16 protein-coding genes and 1 tRNA gene are annotated in these 17,779 nt (G+C 67.9%); 5 read left to right on the plus strand and 12 right to left on the minus strand.

Annotation, left to right across the window (positions count from 1 at the left end; genetic code table 11):
- Positions 1 to 23 precede the first annotated feature (23 nt).
- From F9C12_RS21605 to F9C12_RS21630, 6 genes are all read right to left on the minus strand, one after another.
- Positions 24 to 1,412: a hypothetical protein gene (locus F9C12_RS21605; RefSeq protein WP_409183698.1), complete on the minus strand. Its 1,389-nt coding sequence runs from the start codon at positions 1,410 to 1,412 to the stop codon at positions 24 to 26.
- A 91-nt stretch (positions 1,413 to 1,503) separates the two neighbouring features.
- A complete protein-coding gene (locus tag F9C12_RS21610; protein WP_409183699.1) occupies positions 1,504 to 2,559 on the minus strand; it encodes an ATP-NAD kinase family protein in 1,056 nt (351 codons plus the stop codon).
- A 144-nt stretch (positions 2,560 to 2,703) separates the two neighbouring features.
- Positions 2,704 to 2,925 (minus strand): heavy-metal-associated domain-containing protein, encoded by a 222-nt coding sequence (locus F9C12_RS21615; protein ID WP_409461638.1) that lies wholly within the window; start codon positions 2,923 to 2,925, stop codon positions 2,704 to 2,706.
- Positions 2,926 to 3,117: 192 nt separating this feature from the next.
- Positions 3,118 to 3,321: a cold-shock protein gene (locus F9C12_RS21620; RefSeq protein ID WP_009071749.1), complete on the minus strand. Its 204-nt coding sequence runs from the start codon at positions 3,319 to 3,321 to the stop codon at positions 3,118 to 3,120.
- A gap of 211 nt (positions 3,322 to 3,532) precedes the next feature.
- A complete protein-coding gene (locus F9C12_RS21625) occupies positions 3,533 to 3,799 on the minus strand; it encodes a hypothetical protein (RefSeq protein WP_409461639.1) in 267 nt (88 codons plus the stop codon).
- 295 nt (positions 3,800 to 4,094) lie between these two features.
- Entirely contained in the window at positions 4,095 to 5,738 is a 1,644-nt protein-coding gene (locus F9C12_RS21630) for a thiamine pyrophosphate-binding protein (protein ID WP_409183702.1), read from the minus strand.
- Between the two features lie 124 nt (positions 5,739 to 5,862).
- Between F9C12_RS21630 and F9C12_RS21635 the strand changes: the two genes are divergently transcribed.
- On the plus strand, positions 5,863 to 7,143 hold the full coding sequence (locus F9C12_RS21635) for a hydroxyacid-oxoacid transhydrogenase (RefSeq protein ID WP_409183703.1): 1,281 nt from the start codon (positions 5,863 to 5,865) through the stop codon (positions 7,141 to 7,143).
- Positions 7,137 to 7,544, plus strand: a complete 408-nt coding sequence (locus F9C12_RS21640; protein ID WP_237597856.1) for an acyl-CoA thioesterase — start codon at positions 7,137 to 7,139, stop codon at positions 7,542 to 7,544. The genes F9C12_RS21635 and F9C12_RS21640 overlap by 7 nt, the downstream gene beginning before the upstream one ends.
- Here F9C12_RS21640 and F9C12_RS21645 read toward each other — a convergent pair whose 3' ends face one another.
- A complete protein-coding gene (locus F9C12_RS21645; protein WP_409461640.1) occupies positions 7,545 to 8,498 on the minus strand; it encodes a helix-turn-helix transcriptional regulator in 954 nt (317 codons plus the stop codon).
- Positions 8,499 to 8,543: 45 nt separating this feature from the next.
- Between F9C12_RS21645 and F9C12_RS21650 the strand changes: the two genes are divergently transcribed.
- Positions 8,544 to 9,623 (plus strand): epoxide hydrolase family protein, encoded by a 1,080-nt coding sequence (locus F9C12_RS21650; protein ID WP_409461641.1) that lies wholly within the window; start codon positions 8,544 to 8,546, stop codon positions 9,621 to 9,623.
- Positions 9,624 to 9,682: 59 nt separating this feature from the next.
- Positions 9,683 to 9,758 (plus strand) — tRNA-Lys (locus tag F9C12_RS21655).
- 881 nt (positions 9,759 to 10,639) lie between these two features.
- On the opposite strand, the gene F9C12_RS21660 is transcribed toward F9C12_RS21655, so the two are convergent.
- The 3 genes from F9C12_RS21660 to F9C12_RS21670 form a co-directional block, all read right to left on the minus strand.
- Complete coding sequence (locus F9C12_RS21660) at positions 10,640 to 10,990, minus strand: hypothetical protein (RefSeq protein ID WP_409461642.1); 351 nt, start codon at positions 10,988 to 10,990, stop codon at positions 10,640 to 10,642.
- Complete coding sequence (locus F9C12_RS21665; protein WP_409461643.1) at positions 10,987 to 13,014, minus strand: RHS repeat-associated core domain-containing protein; 2,028 nt, start codon at positions 13,012 to 13,014, stop codon at positions 10,987 to 10,989. The genes F9C12_RS21660 and F9C12_RS21665 overlap by 4 nt, the downstream gene beginning before the upstream one ends.
- A 341-nt stretch (positions 13,015 to 13,355) precedes the next feature.
- Positions 13,356 to 14,294 (minus strand): lysyl oxidase family protein, encoded by a 939-nt coding sequence (locus tag F9C12_RS21670; protein ID WP_409461644.1) that lies wholly within the window; start codon positions 14,292 to 14,294, stop codon positions 13,356 to 13,358.
- A gap of 261 nt (positions 14,295 to 14,555) precedes the next feature.
- On the opposite strand from F9C12_RS21670, the gene wecB reads away from it, so the two are divergent.
- Complete coding sequence (wecB, locus tag F9C12_RS21675) at positions 14,556 to 15,626, plus strand: non-hydrolyzing UDP-N-acetylglucosamine 2-epimerase (protein WP_409461645.1); 1,071 nt, start codon at positions 14,556 to 14,558, stop codon at positions 15,624 to 15,626.
- A gap of 12 nt (positions 15,627 to 15,638) precedes the next feature.
- On the opposite strand, the gene F9C12_RS21680 is transcribed toward wecB, so the two are convergent.
- The gene (locus F9C12_RS21680) at positions 15,639 to 16,955 is read right to left on the minus strand and encodes an NAD(P)/FAD-dependent oxidoreductase (protein WP_409461646.1); all 1,317 of its coding nucleotides are present in this window, start codon (positions 16,953 to 16,955) and stop codon (positions 15,639 to 15,641) included.
- Positions 16,956 to 16,962: 7 nt separating this feature from the next.
- Positions 16,963 to 17,667 (minus strand): glycosyltransferase, encoded by a 705-nt coding sequence (locus tag F9C12_RS21685; RefSeq protein ID WP_409461647.1) that lies wholly within the window; start codon positions 17,665 to 17,667, stop codon positions 16,963 to 16,965.
- Positions 17,668 to 17,779: the final 112 nt, after the last annotated feature.

The following is a 17,779-nucleotide window of genomic DNA, read 5'->3' on the forward strand; positions in this document are numbered from 1 at the left end:
CCGGATGAAGTGCCGCGACCGGATCACCGGTACTCCCTCAGTCTCTCTCGCACGCCGACTGTGACGCCGCCCGCCGCGAGCACCGCCAGCACGCCGACCCCCGCCGCGAGTGCGGTGAGCGCGTTGTCGCCGGATCTGGTGCTGTCGAGGAATTCCTGGCGGCAGACGTCGATCGCGGCCTGCAGGTTCGTGTCGAGCCGGGCGAACGCGGCGGCGGCGCTGTTCGGGCTGACGCTCGTCGCGAAGTCGACCGCCTCCTGGTACTGGCCGCCGTCGTCGAGGCGGCGGACCTGAAGGTGGGCAAGGGACCATTCGCGCGCGGCCTGTTCCGCCGCTTCGATCTTCTGTTCCCCCGTGGTGCCGGACGCGAGGCCGCGCGCCTCGCCGAGCAGACCGCCCTTGCCGTCGGCGCCGACGAGCTTTTCGGCGAGCTTGATGAACTGCTGCTCGTACGCGCCGCCGTCGCCGCGCGCGACCAGCGTCAGGGTTTCGTCCGCACGGGCCTGCAGCGCGTAGATGCGGGCCCGCACCAGGATGTCGACCTGCGACGTGCCGTCGGTGCGCCCGGTCGCGACGAGACTGCCCTGCACGACGAGCGCGACCGCGCCCCACAGCAGCGACAGCACGATGCAGCCGGTGGCCACGAGCAGCCCGATGTTCAGCACCCGGTTCGTCCGCCGGGTCAAGTAGATCTGCGCGGCCACCAGCGCCGCGAGGAGCGCGACGACCAGCGCGACCGCCGCCCACGGCACGTCGCTGCTGCTGTCCTGCTCGTCGGAAAGCTTCTGGGTGTGCGCGTGGTAGAGCGCGTCCGCGGCGGGCAGGATCGTCGTGCGCATCAGCTGCGAAGCCTCGCGCAGATACGAAGCACCGGACGGGAAACCCTGCCGGTTGTTCGCGCGCGCGGTCTCGACGATCCCGGTGTAGACCGGGACCTTCTGGTTCAGGATGTCCACCTGGTGGGCGGCGTCGCCGACCTCGGCGGTGTCGGACGCCGCGCGGGCGAGCGCGGATCCCGCTTCGGCGATGTCCTGCTCGTACCGCTTCCGCAGCGCGGGCGGTTCGGTGCCGACGGAAAGGAAGGCGCTGGCCGCGGTCGCGTCCGCGTCCGACAGCGAGCGGAACACCTGTTGCGCGGCCGAGGCGAGAGGTTCCCGGTGCTCGATCAGGCCGTTGATCGTGTTGTCCTTGTCTTTGACGGACAACACGCCGACGAGTCCGGCCACCAGCGAAAGCAGCACCAGCGCGACCGCGATCAGCGAAAGCTTGCCGGGCGTGGTCGTCGTGGATCTGACGACCGCGCGCACCGCCTGGCCGGGCAGGTCCAGCAGGCCGGCGATTCCGCTGCGGCCCCGAAATTCCTCCGGTGGGGGCTCGGCAGTCGTTTCCGGCCGCGTCGCAGTGCTGCTCATCCCCGATCCTCCCCGTGTGCCACTCGCAGAAGGTAGCCGGTCGGGCAAGCCGCAGCACACGACACCCGGAAGGTGTCACCTGCACGTGATCTCAGCCAGCGCACCGACCGTGGCTTCGGCCTTTCTCGCCGGTTCTGCTCGTAGCAGCACTGCGTAGCAACCCCTGGGTTGCCGCTTCGGCCATTGCCGCGCGTACGTCGACGCACCACGGGCCGTCGGCGCGCAGTTCCACGTACGCACCTTCGCCGTTCTTCAGCTCCAGTTCGCGTTCTCCGTCGACCGCGATAACGCCGCCACCTGCGGCAAGGTCCACGCGTACGCCGGGGCGCAGCACTCCCCAACCGCGTACGCCGACTGGACGCACGACACCGGGCGCGATCGCGGCGTGCACCACGTACGCGGAACTGTCGACCGGACCGAGCTGAAGCGCCACACCGTCCGCGCTGGAGCGAGAGCTGGGACACAGCTGTCCGGCGATGCTCGACAAGCCAATGCCGTCCGGCTCAGCGAAGGTGCAATACAGCTCGGTGAGCGCGGTCGGATCCCAGAGCGCCTTCGCGCCGACGTGTTTGTTCATCGACACCGCGACGTCCACCAGCGCGATCTCGCGGCGGTTCTTGGTGACGACTTCAAGCATGCTGACCCGCTGGGTCACGAGGTCGGCGTCGACCTGGCCGCTCGCGACCATGCCGGCGGCGAGCCCGGCCACGGTGGCCTCCCCGGCCTGCGGGAACGCGTTGTTGGTACCAGTCGGCAGCGCGAGCAGCGGCACGTCACCGCAGGCCTTGGCGGCGACCCGGGCCGTGCCGTCGCCGCCGAGGCACACGATCACGCCGGCTCCCGCGTCGACCATCTGGCGCACCGCGTTGATGGTGTCCTGCGCGGTGCCGGTGAGGGTGTCCTCGTCGCAGAAGTCGACCTCGGGCAACGGATCGCGGCCGAGGTCGCGCAGCACCGCGGCGGAGATGCCGCCGAGGTCGGAGGACAGCAGCGCGCGGTCGACGCCGGTCACCGCGAACGCCGACAGCAGCCGGCGCACCAGGTTGGCCTTCTCCTCGACGGGCACGGCCGACGCCTGCGTGACGAGTCTTCGGATGTCCTGTCCGGACGCCGGGTTCGCCACGATTCCCGCAACGACTTCCCCCATCGAGCATCCCCCCAAGTCCGCTGCCGCCAGGGGACCAGCACACGCGTCCGGCCGCGCGGAGGAAAGGGTTGCACGGACGTTGCATCGGCCGTGCCTCCACGCCGGCCAGAGCCTACCCTGGGTTCCGGCGCGGCTACCTATCGTTCAAACGAGGGAAGCAAGCCCTTCGTAGGTGTAGCCGGCTTCTTCGACCGCGGCGCGGACAGCGGTCTCGTCGAGGGTTTCGGCGCTGCGGACCGTCACGTGTCCGGTTTCGACGTCGACCGAGACGTTCTCGACCCCGGGCACCTCGGTCAGTTCTTCGGTGACCGACTGTGCGCAGTGGCCGCAGGACATCCCGGTGACGAGATAAGTGTTTTCGCTCATGCCCGCGGAGCGTACGACCACCCGGGCGCGCCACGATCGGGTGATCCACAATGGCCGGTCAGGCACAGAAAGCCTTGCCGCGCAACACAATCCGCATCGTGAGACGGCTTCGGCGGCGCTCCGGCGACAGAGACGAAAGAAGCCACCACCCCCGCGACCGGGAGTGGTGGCGACTTAGCGATGAGACGCAGGTCAGATCAGGCTGACCGACGTGGCCTGCGGGCCCTTCTGGCCCTGGCCGATCTCGAACTGCACGCGAGCGTTCTCCTCAAGGGTACGGAAACCGTTGCCCTGGATCTCGCTGTAGTGCACGAAGACGTCGCCGCCGCCGTTGTCGGGAGTGATGAAGCCGAACCCCTTCTCGGAGTTGAACCACTTCACGGTGCCCTCAGTCATCTAAACAATCTCCATACATAACACCAAAACAGGAAGCCGACCGACGTCCTGGGCCCAGACACGGGCGAGATGCGTTCTCCGGAGAGGAAGCCCACGCCCGCTGAGTTCTGCGAGCGTGCTAAACCACGAACACAAAAATCGAGACCAACTAAAGTAAAGCACAGCGGAGCGGGCGCGGACAAGCCGACTCACCCCAGTTCGCGAGACCGGGTCACTCCCCGCTGGCGTGGCGGAGCGGCGCGCCGAACGGCGAACGCCAGTCAGCGCCCTGGTCGGACGCGACCACGGCTACGTCGTGGGCCTCCGCGCTGGCGCTGAACAGCACCGGGACCACTCCGGACCGGGTCTGCGCGGGCACCTCGACGGATGGGCCCTGTTCCGGCTCCTCGCGCACTACCGACACCAGCGCACCGGACCGGGCGCGGCCGCGAGCAGCGGTCCCCGCGGTACGGGATTTCCCGTCCTTTTCGTCGGCCATGACGAACTCCCCTCGTTCCTTCCCCGCCCCGAGCGGGGGATGACCGCGATGGTGCCATCCGGCACCGACAAAATCCGGCCGAAACCGGTTGTCCCCACCCCTGAAACGCGCCGAACGGCCGCGAACCGAGCCGGGAAACGTGTCCACCCGGGAATTTCCCCAACCGAACGCCGGCGAACCTCGCCGGGCGAACCGGGTCCGGATGCCGAACCCCGGGAACGCCCTCAGGTTACCTGAGCCAACCCCCGCCAGCTACCGAACATTCCTGGCGTTTCCTTGTGTTCTCAGGAAGATTTCAGGTCCCGGAAGGACGCGGGGCTCCGAGAAGCGTGCTCAGCCGCACGTCGGGGGTCACCACATCCGGGTCGGTCCGGACATCGATCACACACGGCCGCTGCCGGACGAGCGCGCTCGCGATGATCGGTTCGAGCCGCTCGCGATCGTCCACCGTGTACCCCGCCGCGCCGAGCCCGCGCGCCCACGACGCGAAGTCCGTCAGCGGGATTGTTACTCCGGACAGCCGGCCGTGCGTACGCGCCTGATGCATCGCGAGTGGACCGTGCAAGCCGTTCTGGAACACCACCACCATCACCGGCGCGCGGTAACGCACAGCGGTCTCGATCTCTTGCCCTGTCATCAGAGTGCCCGCGTCGCCGACCATCGCGACCACAGCGCGCCGCGGTTCGGCGAGCTTGGCCGCTACCGCCGCAGGCACCGCGTACCCCATCGCGGCGTTGCTCGGACCGAGCTGGCTGCGCGGAGCGGTGAAGCACCAGTAGCGGTGCATGAACTGCGCGAAGTTGCCAGCGTCGCTCGTGACGATGGTGTCCTCGGGCGCGAGCTTTCGCAGCGCGCGCACGACATCGACCGGATGTACGCGCGTGTTGTTGCTTGTGTTCGGCGGTGTCATGAAGGTGTGCACGGCAGCGTTCGCGGCCGACGCTCTGCGCGTACGCGGCGAAGCGATCGCGCGCAGCTCCTTCAGGAACGGCTCGACCTCAGTGTCCACGCGGAACGTGAGGCCGCGACGGCGCTGTTCATCGATGCCAGTGCCGACAAGGACAAGCGTCTGCTGTGGAGTCGGGTAGCGGAAGCCCTGCGTCGTGACTTCGTCGAGCTGTGTGCCGAGCGCGAGCACGAGGTCGGCTCGTTCGAGCGCGTCAAGCTGACGCGCCGGGATGCCGAGGCCGAGGTGTCCGGCGTAGCGCGCGTGGTTCTCCGGGAACGCGTCCTGGCGGCGGAAAGCGTTGTACACCGGGAGCGCCAGTTCGTCCGCCACTGCGATCAGCTCGTCGCGCGCCGACCGCGCGCGCCCGCCGACGATGACCACCGGGTAGCGCGCTTCGTCCACCAGCCCGGCCACCGCTTCCGCCGAACGGCCCAGCGTTCCGGTGGCCGGCGGGCGAACCTTCGCCACCGGTTTGGCCGAGTCGTACGGGACGCCCCACGCGTCGCTCGGCACCCCGATCACGACCGGGCCCGGCCGTCCCTCGCGACACCGGGCGAGGCCTTCGGCGAGCAGATGCGGCACGTCGTCGGGATCGTCCGCGCGGACGCACCATTTGGCGATCGATTCGAACATCCCGGTCGAATCGGATGCCGGGACCTCGCCGGTGAGCACCGGGTCGAGCGCGGGGGTTTCGAGCAGCACCACCATCGGCGTCTCGTCCTGGTACGCCGTCTGCACGCCCATGACCAGCGCGGCAGCACTCGGACCGCGGCTGGCGAGCAGCACGGCGGGGCGTTCGGTGAGCTTGCCCTCGGCCTCGGCCATGAAGGCCGCACCCGAATCGTGGCGGGCCGAAACGAGCGTGACGTCGCGCTCGCGGCGAAGCGCGTCGAGCAATTCCAGGAACGACTCACCGACGACCGCGTACACCCGGCGGACCCGGGCCTCGTTCAAGACGCGTACGGCCGTTTGCGCGACGGTGGTTCCCACTTGGTATCTAATGAGGAGAGCTTAGGGCGGCACCGTGAACCGGCGTCAAGTGATCTTGAGCAACTCGCCGCCGGATTGTGCCGATTGCCGGATCGGGCCGCCCACCAGTTGGGAGGACGCCGTCGTGACACCCGCCGAACATGAGACTGTTTTCACTTATGGGGCTCCGGCGCTCAAATACGGAAGCGGGTCGAGCGACGAGATCGGATACGATCTGAGCCAGTTCGGCGCGCGCCGCGTGCTGGTGGTGACCGACCCGGTCGTCGCGGCGACCGGCTGGCCGGAGCGGATCGCCGAGGGCATCCGCGGCTACGGGATCGCGGCCGAGACTTTCGACGGCGTGCACGTCGAGCCCACCGACGTCAGCATGCAGAAGGCCGTCGATTTCGCCCGCGGCACCGGCCCGTACGACGCGTTCGTGGCGGTCGGCGGCGGCTCCAGCATCGACACCGCGAAGGCCGCCAACCTGCTGACCAGCAACGACGGCGAGCTGATGGATTACGTCAACGCGCCGGTCGGCGGCGGCCGCGCGCCGGCGAACCCGCTGAAGCCGCTGGTCGCGGTGCCGACGACGACCGGAACCGGGTCGGAAAGCACCACGGTGTGCGTGCTGGACGTGCTGTCGCTGCGGGTGAAGAGCGGGATCAGCCACCTGCGGCTGCGCCCGGCGCTGGCGGTCGTGGACCCGCGGCTCACGGTCAGCCAGCCGGCCGGGGTCACCGCGGCGAGCGGGATGGACATCCTGTGCCACGCCGCGGAGAGCTACACCGCCAAGCCCTACACCGAGTTCGACCGGAAACGGCCGGAGGAGCGGGTGCCGTACTGCGGGGCGAACCCGCTGGCGGACATGTTCGCGGAGAAGTCGCTGCAGCTGCTGTCGTGGGCGCTGCCCGCCGCGGTCCGCGACGGCGAGAACCTGGCCGCGCGCGAGGCGATGGCGCTGGCCGCGACGTTCGCCGGGCTCGGCTTCGGCAACGCCGGCGTGCACATCCCGCACGCCAACGCGTACCCCATCGCCGGGCAGGTCCGGGATTTCCACCCCGACGGTTACCCCGGCGACGAAGCGATGGTGCCGCACGGCATGGCCGTCTCGCTCACCGCGCCCGCCGCGTTCCGGTTCACCTACGCCGCGAACCCGGAACGGCACCAGCGCGTCGCCCGGCTGCTGGCCCCGGACTTCGAATGGTCCGGCGACTTCGCCGACCATCTGCCCGCCGTGCTGACCTCGCTGATGAACGAGATCGGCCTGCCCGCCGGGATCGGCGCGGTCGGCTACACGGAGTCCGATGTGGACTCTCTGGTGGCGGGAACCCTGAAGCAGCAACGATTGCTGGCCACCGCGCCGCGCACTCCGTCCGAAGAGGACCTGGCGGGGATTCTGCGGGATTCGGTGGAGCTGTGGTGAGCTACCCGCATTGGCAGACGGTTCCGTTGCGCTGGAAGGACAACGACGTCTACGGCCATGTGAACAACGTCGTGCATTACTCGCTGATGGACACCGTCATCAACACCTGGCTGATCGAACGCGGCGGTCTCGACATCGAGTCCGGACCGGTGATCGGGCTGTGCGTGGAATCGCGTTGTGCTTACCACGCCTCGGTTTCTTTCCCGGACACGCTGCGGATCGGGTTGCGGGTGGCGCATCTCGGCCGGTCGAGCGTGCGGTACGAGATCGGGATGTACACCGCGTCGGAAACCTTGGTGGCGGAGGGGCATTTCGTGCACGTGTTCGTGGACCGCGAATCGCGGCGGCCGGTGGAAGTGACCGGGAAGCTGCGGGAATCGCTGGCGGAACTGGCGGTGTGATCACGCGGTCCCGGCCGCCCGCAGCGCCCGGCCGCCGAGTTCGCGCAGGTGCTCCGCCAGCTCCGGGGGTTCGTGCACCTCGAACTCGCGGCCGAGGCTGGTCAGCCGGAATGCCAGCCACTCGAGCGTGTCGGCCGGGCTGACGACCCGGCAGGTGCGCGCGTCCACCGCGGTCACTTCGCTGGCCGCGCCCCACCTCCGCGCCACCTCGTCGGCCGGCGCGTGCACGGTGACGACCGCACGATGCGTCGGGCGGGAGGTGTGCAATTTCCTGGTCACGTACTCCGCCGGATCCTGGGCAGGCAGGTCTCGGGCGGTGAACCGGATCCCGATGGCCTGCGGGTTTTCGATCCGATCGACGCGGAAGACCCGCCAGTCGTCCCGATCGAGGTCGAAGGCCAGCAGGTACCAGCGCCGGCCGGACGACACCAGATGATGCGGTTCGACCAGCCGTTTCGTCGCCTTGCCGTCGTTGGCGAGATAGCCGAACCGCAGCCGCTCGCGGTTGGCGATCACGGTGGCCAAGGCCGTGAGCGCTTCCGGATCCACCCGCGGCCCGTCGTTCAGCGGCAGCGGCACGGTCGCGCCGCTCACCACGCTCACCCGGCGCCGCAGCCGGGACGGCAAGACCCGCTCCAGCTTCGTCAGCGCACGCACCGACGCCTCGTCGATCCCGGTCACCGCGTGTCCGGACGCCATCCGCAACCCGACCGCGATCGCCACCGCCTCCTCGTCGTCAAGCAGCAACGGCGGCATCGCACTGCCCGCGACCAGGCGATATCCGCCTTCCGAGCCCATCGTCGCCTCGACCGGATACCCCAGCTCCCGCAGCCGCTCGATGTCCCGGCGAACCGTGCGTCCCTCGACGCCCAGCCGCTGCGCCAGCTCGCTGCCCGGCCACTGCCGCGGGGTCTGCAGCAACGACAGCAACTGCAACAACCGCGCCGCACTCATGATCTAGGACCATAGCTGACCTACATGGCCTCTAGCGTCCTGGCCATGACCATTCGCCCGTTCCGCATCGACATCTCCGACGCCGCCCTCGCCGACCTGCGCGCCCGGCTCACCCAAACCCGCTGGCCGGCCCAGCTGCCCGGCGATGGCTGGGACCGCGGCGTCCCCGTCGACTGGCTGCGCGAGGTCGCGTCCTACTGGGCCACCGGCTACGACTGGCGCGCGCACGAGGCCCGGTTGAACGAATTCCCCCAGTTCCGCACCGAAATCGACGGCGTCGACCTGCACTTCCTGCACGTCCCGTCGGCCGCACCGGACGCCACGCCGGTCCTGCTGACGCACGGCTGGCCGAACTCGTTCGTCGAGTTCGCGGCCTTGCTCGAGCACCTGTCGGACTTCCACGTCGTCGTCCCGTCCCTGCCCGGCTTCGGCTTCTCCTCCGCCCCCGGCCCCGGCTGGGATGCCGCCCGGGTAGGCCGCGCGTGGGCCGCATTGATGGACCGCCTGGGATACCGCGACTACGTCGTCCAAGGCGGCGACTACGGCGCATACGTGGCCCCGGAGGTCGCCCAGGTCGGTCCGGTGCTCGGCGTCTACCTCACCGCTGGCCTGGGAATTCCCACTGACGCCGACCTGCCCGATCTGGACTCGGCGGAGCGCCTGGCATTCACCGAGATGATGTCCCAGGACTGGATGAACGGCGTCGACCACCACGCCCTGCTGCGGACCGCCCCGCAAACGTTCGCGTACGGCTGGAACGACTCGCCCGCGGCCGCACTGGCGTGGATGGCGCAGAAGTTCCACGAGTTCAACGCCGGCGGGCGAGGACTGGACGAGATGCTGGACGCGTTCCTGACGAACCTGAGCGTTTACTGGTTCACGGAGACGTTCGCGACGTCGTCGTGGTCGTTCTACTCGAGCACCGGGTTCGCCTGGCCGCGGGGACAGAAGACCGCGCCGACCGGGGTGTACAGCGGAGTACCGGGGATCCGCCGGCTGGCTGAGCGAGAGTCGAAGATCGTCCACTGGCCGGTCGACAACCCGGCGGGGCACCACTTCATCGCGATGGACCAGCCAGAGGCGTACGCAGCAGACCTCGCCCGGTTCGTGGCGAAGCTCCGGTAGCCGAAGGAGGTGCCGGGCCCCGGCAAGGGGCCGGGCACAGCCCGCTAGACTGAGCGCGCGGGCCGTTAGCTCAATTGGTAGAGCTGCGGACTTTTAATCCGTAGGTTCTGGGTTCGAGCCCCAGGCGGCCCACCAAAATCCCAGGTCAGCGGCACCAGTCTCACCAGCGCTGGACTGGGCAATCCGGCGTTCCAGTGGTCCGGCGTCGCCCTCGCCGCGAGCGTCAGCATCTCCGCAGGGTTCACCGGCTACTGCAAGTTCCGCGAACAAGGATTCAACTTGCAACAGACCGCTGACGCGATGGAGAAGGAGTACAACGCGGTCGACCTGTGCGTCGGCGACTACGACGTCAACGCACAGACCGCCCGCAAGAGGTACGGCTGCTAGTGCGTCGGCGCAATATGTGCAGCTGCTCCATAGCGGTAACCCGGCATCGCGAACGACATCCGGGCACCTCGCTGCACACTCCTGTCTCGGCTGCCGAACCTGCCGTCCGGTTACACGAACTATGACAGGCCGCAGATCTCCCTTATACCCAATGCGGCCCTGCTTCCGGCCGCTGGATGCTGAGTATCCGGACCTGGATGCCGAGCGACTCTCGCCTGCTCTGCGATAGGCCAGCCACAGAAAGGCGAGCGATTGCGCCTCAGCGCGCCTGGGACGCAGCCCTCTCGCTCCGCAGCGCGGCCGACACGCACCCGACTTCCGTGGCGGCTACGCCGAAGACAACCGCAGTGCCTGGCGCACCCGCGGGAGGACCTCGAGAACATCGTGTCGAGCGCAACCTTCGTCCCGCATGTGAACCCGTTGCTCGTCTACGCGGGCAACGTCCCCTCTCGACCTAATGCGAGAGCAAGCCGACTCTTATCGAAGCGTACTCGTCGAGCGCTCACGACGCGGTCCCGGAGAACGTCGAAGTCGAGGCAATGGCTGAGAAATACGGCGTGTATGCACACCAACTGGACACGTGTCGCCTCGTCAAGCGCGGCCGGAAGAATCTTCGGTCCGGTCAAGCGTCACCCAAAGGCACTTGCCAACCCGCCAGCCAATTCAAATGCCTGCTCTCTAAAGAACCCGATTCTTTCATAGAACGCTTCCTCGGAAGGAATCAAGACCGGAGCGGAGACCAATGCCGCAAACAGCACATGAATTTCATCTATCTGGAGCTTCGAATTCGAGTCGGCTACTTTTTTCATTATCCGAACAGTGCTCGCGCGATCGGCACCGATGCGCACAACCGAGAGGCGGTCCCCGCCAGGGCGATCTGCGTGGAATCTGAGCGCCTCGCAGATCAACTCTTTTTGCACCTCCGTCAACCGCAGAAGAAATCCGCCGTGAGTCGCCGTGGCAGCGACTTTTGTCCTCATGGGGTCACATACCTCCCACTTTCAAAAGCACCCTGAGCGTACCTGTAGCCGTGAATATTACGGCCAGTCGTCACAATTAGTACGCCTAGCCTGGAGTCGTATGCCACGCTCGATCCGGTCTTAGTATCCTTATGCGTCATCTTGCCTCGCCACGACGCAAAGTAAGCGGCCAACGCATCGGGGTCATGCCCGATGCCAGGAAGATCATGATCCGCAGAAGCGGCGGAGCCGTCATGCATCCTCTTTACCTGGTAATCGACACCATCGGCTATGTCTGGGCCGTACGCATTATCTATTCGGTCATAGGCGGCGTCCTCAAGACCACCATGGACAGGATCCCTTTCATTGCAGTTGTGAACGAGTACGGGGGTCGCGCCCGCCGCCACATAGTACGTGTGGGTGGTGTCGACAGTGAGGTTGTAGGTACGGATGCTAGTGGTGTAACGGCTTAGGGTTTGGACAGCGGCGTGGCCGTCGCCGGGTGTGTCGAGAAGGTCACCGGGCCGGAGATCGGCGGCGTCGGTCCAACTGTGGGTGGTGACGTCCCACCAGCGGTGGTGGGCGGTGCTGGTGATCTTCTTGGGGCCGTTGGGAGTGGCGATGGTGACGTCGACGAAATCTCGGTCGGTGTCGGTGATGTGCAGGGCCGTGACGGTGTGGAACTCCGTGCTGGGGTTGTCGGGCTCGGCGTTGCGGACCTTGTCGCCGACCTTGACCTGCTCGATCGGTTTCATCGTCCCGTCGGCCATGAGTACCGGCGTGTCGCCGGCGAAGCTGTTGCGCTTGCAACTTGCCCCGAGATCTTCGGCAACGGCACGTCCTTCCGCGCCGACCTCGCCTTCGATGAGGTGAGCACCGCCGGAGACGGCGAGTTCGGTGCCTCTGGCCGCGGCACCGCCGGGGACGAACCACACCCCGACCTCGAGCACGCCCTTGATGCACCCGACGACTGCGGGATCGCGGAAACAGCCGTCCACGAGATCCTTCGCTCCGGAGAACTCGTACACGGCCTCGCCGGCCTTCATGAGGTGGCCCCCGAGCCATCCCCAAAAATCTTCCTCGTCGTCACCGTCGTCGGACCCGCCGGACACACCGCCGCCGGATGCCGCGTGCTTCTTCGGCGCTGCCTGGCCGTGCCCGCCGGAAGAGGCGGGAGCGCCGTGGTTGGCAGGGTGCTGCTGGGCCGCCCGGCAACCGCAGGTGGTGTTCTTTTCGTTGTTGTCGCAGCTCCAGCCGCCGTTTCGGCAGGCGTCGCCGCCGCCGATCGAGCCGTCGGGTCGGCGGCATGCGCCGTCGGGGACGCCGGGGCACAGGCCGGACGGGTCGGTCAGTCCGATCGGGTTGTCGTTGGCGTAGGAGTAGCCGTTCATCTGCTGCGGGTCGTCGGTCTTGAGCACCGGGTCGACGGTGGTGAAGCGGCCGAGCGCGGGGTCGTACTCGCGGGCGCCGAGGTGGGTCAGGCCGGTGGTGTTGCGGTATCCGCCCAGGTAGCCGTGTTTGTCCGGCCAGAGGGAGGGGGCCGGGCCGCGGGGGACGCCGTAGGGGTCTTGCCAGCGTTGGGTGACGGCGAGGGTGTCGGCTTTGACGGTGGCGTAGGCGGTGTTCTGGGTGTCGGTCATCGACCACGTCAGGCCGGCGTTGGCGTCGCGTTCGGCGATGGGTGCGCCGTTGAACGTGTAGAACCGGGTGCCGACCGTGGTGGACGTGCCGGTGCCGCGGAACAGTTCCAGGTCGTTGAGTTTCAGGGTGGTGCCGGTCGGGTCCTTGGTCAGCAGGAGGTTGCCGTCGGCGTCGTAGGTGAAGTTCTGTCCTGCGCCCGCGGGTCCTTGGGTGAGGGTGCGGCCGGAGGGGTCGTAGGTGTAGGCGGAGTGGCTGCTGCCGTTGGGGCCAGTGGTGTCCAGTGCCTGGATCGCGTGGGGTCTGGGTAAGCCGGTTGCCAGTGGTGTCGTAGGTCCAGTAGTGCGCCGCTCCGCCCAGTCCCGTGGCGCTGGGGGTATTAGCGCAACTGCCGGAATCGGGGGCAAATGCCTCGTTCAGGCGCTGCAGGTAGTCACAGCGGAAGCACCGGGTGTCGAACTGGGCGTCTTGGGAAGTGTCGGCGATAGCGGTGATTTTGCCGACCGGAACTACGACGCGACCCACAAGAGCTGTCCGATCTGCTGGACAGCCCTCGACCGAACGCCAAGCCAACACCCGCCGCTACTGGTCGCAAGATCGACCGCACACCAGCCACCGCAGCGGGCCCACCGGGTCGCCACGTGGAATCCGCTGGCGGGTGCCTTTCCTTCAAGGCTTGAACGTCGTCGCGGCCGCTTCCACGGACTGCCCGGCGGAGCGCCCAACCTTGACCCGGGCACAGAACTGGTCAGGAGCAGCGGGCCCGACCCGGACAGCTGCGAAGAAACCGGACCACCGGCGCCTGCCGGATCGATTGGCCTTCCGCCGACATTCCCCGCGGCCATTCGATGGACAGGCTTACCGACGACGAGTTGTTGTCGTAGTTCTTCTCGGCCAAAGTCCGATCGTCGTTCACGGTGTTCACCAGGTCGTAGGTTCCCGAGGGCACGTGCGTGATGTCGAGCCACTGGAAGTCGACTTGGTAGGTGTAGTCGTCTCCGGAGCCGACGGAGATGCCTTCGACCACGTCGAGCGCGTTTGGTTCTTGGTGCCGGCAGTTGTTGGCCCGCAACCGTTCGGCTAGTTCGGCGTCCGATCCGGTGTCGCCGGGTACGTGCTCGAGATCGCTGACGTCCGGCAAGGAATAGCGATCGCCGAGGCAGAAGCCGTTCTTGCGGTCGGTGACGATCGTCGCACCGGTTTTCGAGATCAGGGCGAAGTGTTCGAAGTTCATCAGGTGCCAGTGCTGGTGTGCCATCGCCGGTTCGTAGTAGGTGTACCCGCGGGTGGCCTGCTGAGCCGAGGCGTAGTCAGGCGGGATCGAGCCGTCAGCCGCGCGGAGTGCTTGGCGGACGGACATTCTGCTGTTTTCGGTGCTGCTTCGGTTGCCGTACAGCAGCAGTGGCCCGTCACCGATGTTCTCTTCCGAGCTGGTGAACCGGAGCCGCACTGCCTTGGCGGCGGTCTCGCCGACACAACGGCCGTTGGGAGCGCTGGGATCGACGACCGGGCACACGTCCCAGTCACCGCACTGCACGGGATCGCCCGCGTATCCGCCTGGGCACCCTGGAGGTGCTTGGCGGAGGTCCGGAAGGAGCACGCCCTGCGCCGCGTCCACGCGCGGGGCAGCCGTGGTGGCCGCGGTGAGCAGCAACACCGCCGCCAGGATCGCAGATTTCGTGAACAAAGCGGTACTCGTTTCTGTCGGCCGCTATCCAACTGGAATCCTAAATGGACCCAGCGGACCCGTTGGGCAGCCACGCGGAAGATGTACTCGATGGGCTGATTGGCCGCTCCCCCGCGAGCTTTCGCGGTAGCGTGCGGGCGACTCGCCGGGGAAAGGGGAACTCGCCGTATGTCGACCGACGCGCAAACACGCTCTGCCAGAGGAGAAAGTACGCGCCTGGCCGTCTCCTCGCCGGAGCGAACCGGGTTCGGAGTCGTGCTGGTGTGCGGGACCCGGCCGGAACTCATCAAGCTGGTGCCGTTGGTGCGGTGGTACGGCGAGAACTGTGCGGTCGTCTACACCGGACAGCACTACGATCCGTCGCTCTGCACGCTTTTGGACGCGGGTTTTCCGGCTTCACACCGGTTTCACGAACTGGAAATCGGCAGTGCGCGGCGCGGAATTCAACTCGGTCGGGCGATCAGCGCGGTGGACGAAGCACTTGCCGCACACCCTGATCGGGTGGTGCTGGTGCAAGGTGACACCACCTCCGCCCTTGCCGGCGCTCTGGCGGCGAACGCGCAGGGCCTGCCGCTGGTTCACGTCGAGGCCGGGCTGCGCAGCCACGACCGGACGATGCCCGAGGAGCACAACCGCGTCCTGATCGACCACCTCGCCGACCTCTGCTGTGCGCCGACCGGCCTCAACCGGCAGAACCTGCTGAAGGAAAACGTTGCCCCGCAACGGATCGCCGTCACCGGAAACACGGTGGTGGAAGCACTTCGGGCCGCACTGCCGTGCGCGGCGGACCGGGCCGCGATCCTGGCTGCCCGGGGACTTGCCGAGGACAAGTACGTGCTCGCCACCATTCACCGGCCGGAGAACGTCGACGATCCGCACCGGCTCACCACGGTCCTGCGGGAACTCGCCCGGCTGCCGCTGCCGGTCGTGCTGCCGCTGCACCCGCGCACCAAACAAAGCCTCGAACGGTTCGGCCTGACCCCGCTCCTGCGGCCGCTTCGCGTGCTCGAACCCGAGCCGTATCCGACGTTCCTCGCGCTGGCCGCCGCCGCCGCGCTGATCATTTCGGATTCCGGTGGCATCCAGGAAGAAGCGAGTGTGCTCAAGCGACCGGTGGTGGTGGTCCGCCGGAGTACCGAGCGGCCGGAGATTTTCGGCACCTTCGGCGCGCTGGTCGTCCCGGGGCCGCGGATCAGCACGGAAGCCGCGGCGTGGCTCGACGATGTCGCCGGCCATCGTGAGCGCCTTCGCGATCTGCCCTCGCCGTACGGGGACGGCGCGGCCAGCCGGCGGACCGCCGAGGCGATCGAGAAGCTGATCCAAGCGGGGTGAGCCCGCCCTTCCTCAGGCCGGTTCCCCGACCTTCTGCCGTTCGAGGCCAGCGATCAGGTCCGTCACTTCGTTCGCGAGCGCGACGCTGGAATTCCAGCTCGTCACGTCCGGGTAGACGTGCGCGGTGGTCGCCAGCAGCACGTTCGTGCCGTCGACCACGACGGGCGGCCGCTGGGCGAGATATCCCCGCGGGTACACCGGTTCGACGAAGGGTGCCTTGAACACCCGCACGTCCTCGATGTCGGCCGCCCGCAAACCGGGGTGCACCCGGAGAAGCTGAGCCGTCCACCGTGCCGCGATGGCATCGTCGGGCTCGCGGTAGAGATTCGACTCGCGGTCGGTGTAGTGCATGAGATAAACGAGGTGTGCGCTCTCGTAGCTGCCCGCGAGCGCGGACATCTCGACCACGCCGTCGAAATCGGTGCCGGAGCGCAGCACCGGGGTCCAGTAGTGGCCGGTGAGCGGGCGGCGAAGGAACAACGCCGCGGTGACGACCCCCTGGTATGCCAGCGTGGTCCCGGGCAGCCGGGTCGCGAGGTCGTTGTCGGCGAGGCGGCGCAGCAGCGGCAGCGGTACGGTCGAGACGACCCGGTCGACGTTGAGCGATTCGCCGTCGGCGAAAGTCAGCGAGCAGCCTTCCGCGGTGTGCGACAGCCGGTGAACGGGGCTGGACAAGCGAATTGTCCCGCCCGCGCTCTCGATCGACTCGCGCAACGCGTCGATGATCGTCTTGTAGCCGCCGTCGGGGTAACCGCGCGTGGCGACGTTGCGTTCCCGGCCTAGACGCTGCCACAGGTACAGCGCGGGAACGTCGCCGAAGGCCGGACCGAACTTCGAGCCGAACATCGGGGCGAAAAGGTCCTCCCACACGCGTCGGCCGTAGAGACCGCGAAGCCAGTCTTCGGTCCGAAGCGTGTCGAGGTCCCGCCCGCGCCCGAGCCGCCGCAGCAGAAGCGAGACGACGCCGAAGCGCAACCGGTCGAAAAACCGGAGCGGGGTGAACCGCAGGAGGTCGAGGGCCGAGTTGAACCGGTGCCGTTCCCCGTCGACGAGCATCCCCATCGTCGTTTTCCGCCACCGCACCGAGTCCTTCAGTCCCAGCTCGTCCAGCAGCTGGAGCAGCGCGGCGTCGGAGGGCATGACGCAGTGGTAGAAGCGTTCGACCCAGCGGTTCCCGTGCCGGAAGAAGGTGCCGAGGCCGCCGAGCTGGGCGCTCCCCTCGATCAGGGTCACGCGGACGCCCCGGCGGGCGAGGCGGTGGGCGGCGGTGAGGCCGCAGATTCCGCCGCCGATCACCGCGACGTGGGACAGAGCGGGGGTGGTCGTCACCGGCGGGTCACAACTTTCGGTACGGCGCCGGGCTGAGCCGGTCGCGGGCCAGCAGCTTCAGGTATTGCGCGATCGTCCGTCGGAGCTTCAGTTTGCTCGGTCCCTGTTTCCGGTCGTACCGCAGGGCCAGCGGAACTTCGGTGATCACCGGCCGGCAATGGCGCAGCTTGAGCAAGAGCTCGACCATGCAGGCGAAACCCTGCTCTTCGATGAGCCGCTCCCCCCAGTGCGCCGACGCCCGCGCGAGCAGGCTGGCCCGGTAGGCACGGTATCCGCTGGTGAAATCCCGGACCCCCTCGACGGCGAGAGCCCGGTGGAAAAGCTGAGCCGCGCCGCGGGAAAGCAGGCGCCGGCCGAGCGGGGCGGTCCGGTCGTCGCCGCCGGGCACGAACCGGGAGCAGATAGCGACGTCCGAGCCGGCGGCGATTTCGTTCCACAGCAGGCGGATCAGTCCCGGATCGTGCGTGTCGTCGGCGTCCATCACGACGACGATGTCGTCCGGGCCCGCCACCTCCAGCGCAGCGCGGAGTCCGGACAGCACCGCGCGGCCCAGCCCGAGATTGACCAGGTGCCGCACGATCCGCACGTCCAACTCGCCGAAACCGGCCTCGGCCGCGGCTGCCGTGTTGTCCGCCGAACCGTCGTCGACGACCCAGACAGTGAGCTGCTCGGTGAGCGCCACGTCGGAAAGGCGGCGCAGCAGCGGCGGCAAGGATGCTTCTTCGTTGAAGGCGGGCAGAACGACGTGTGCCCGCCCCGCTGTCCGTCCCGTGGCCTGTTCCGTCTTCGTCCTCGTGACCAGGCTCGTGTCTTCCGCTCTCACA

The sequence above is a fragment of the Amycolatopsis sp. GA6-003 genome, from assembly GCF_046267895.1.
Lineage (GTDB): Bacteria > Actinomycetota > Actinomycetes > Mycobacteriales > Pseudonocardiaceae > Amycolatopsis.

Coding starts and splice junctions, on each gene's coding strand:
- F9C12_RS21605 (WP_409183698.1), bottom strand. CDS start 1,412: ATGAGCAGCACTGCGACGCGGCCGGAAACGACTGCCGAGCCCCCACCG.
- F9C12_RS21610 (WP_409183699.1), bottom strand. CDS start 2,559: ATGGGGGAAGTCGTTGCGGGAATCGTGGCGAACCCGGCGTCCGGACAG.
- F9C12_RS21615 (WP_409461638.1), bottom strand. CDS start 2,925: ATGAGCGAAAACACTTATCTCGTCACCGGGATGTCCTGCGGCCACTGC.
- F9C12_RS21620 (WP_009071749.1), bottom strand. CDS start 3,321: ATGACTGAGGGCACCGTGAAGTGGTTCAACTCCGAGAAGGGGTTCGGC.
- F9C12_RS21625 (WP_409461639.1), bottom strand. CDS start 3,799: ATGGCCGACGAAAAGGACGGGAAATCCCGTACCGCGGGGACCGCTGCT.
- F9C12_RS21645 (WP_409461640.1), bottom strand. CDS start 8,498: ATGAGTGCGGCGCGGTTGTTGCAGTTGCTGTCGTTGCTGCAGACCCCG.
- F9C12_RS21650 (WP_409461641.1), top strand. CDS start 8,544: ATGACCATTCGCCCGTTCCGCATCGACATCTCCGACGCCGCCCTCGCC.
- F9C12_RS21660 (WP_409461642.1), bottom strand. CDS start 10,990: ATGAGGACAAAAGTCGCTGCCACGGCGACTCACGGCGGATTTCTTCTG.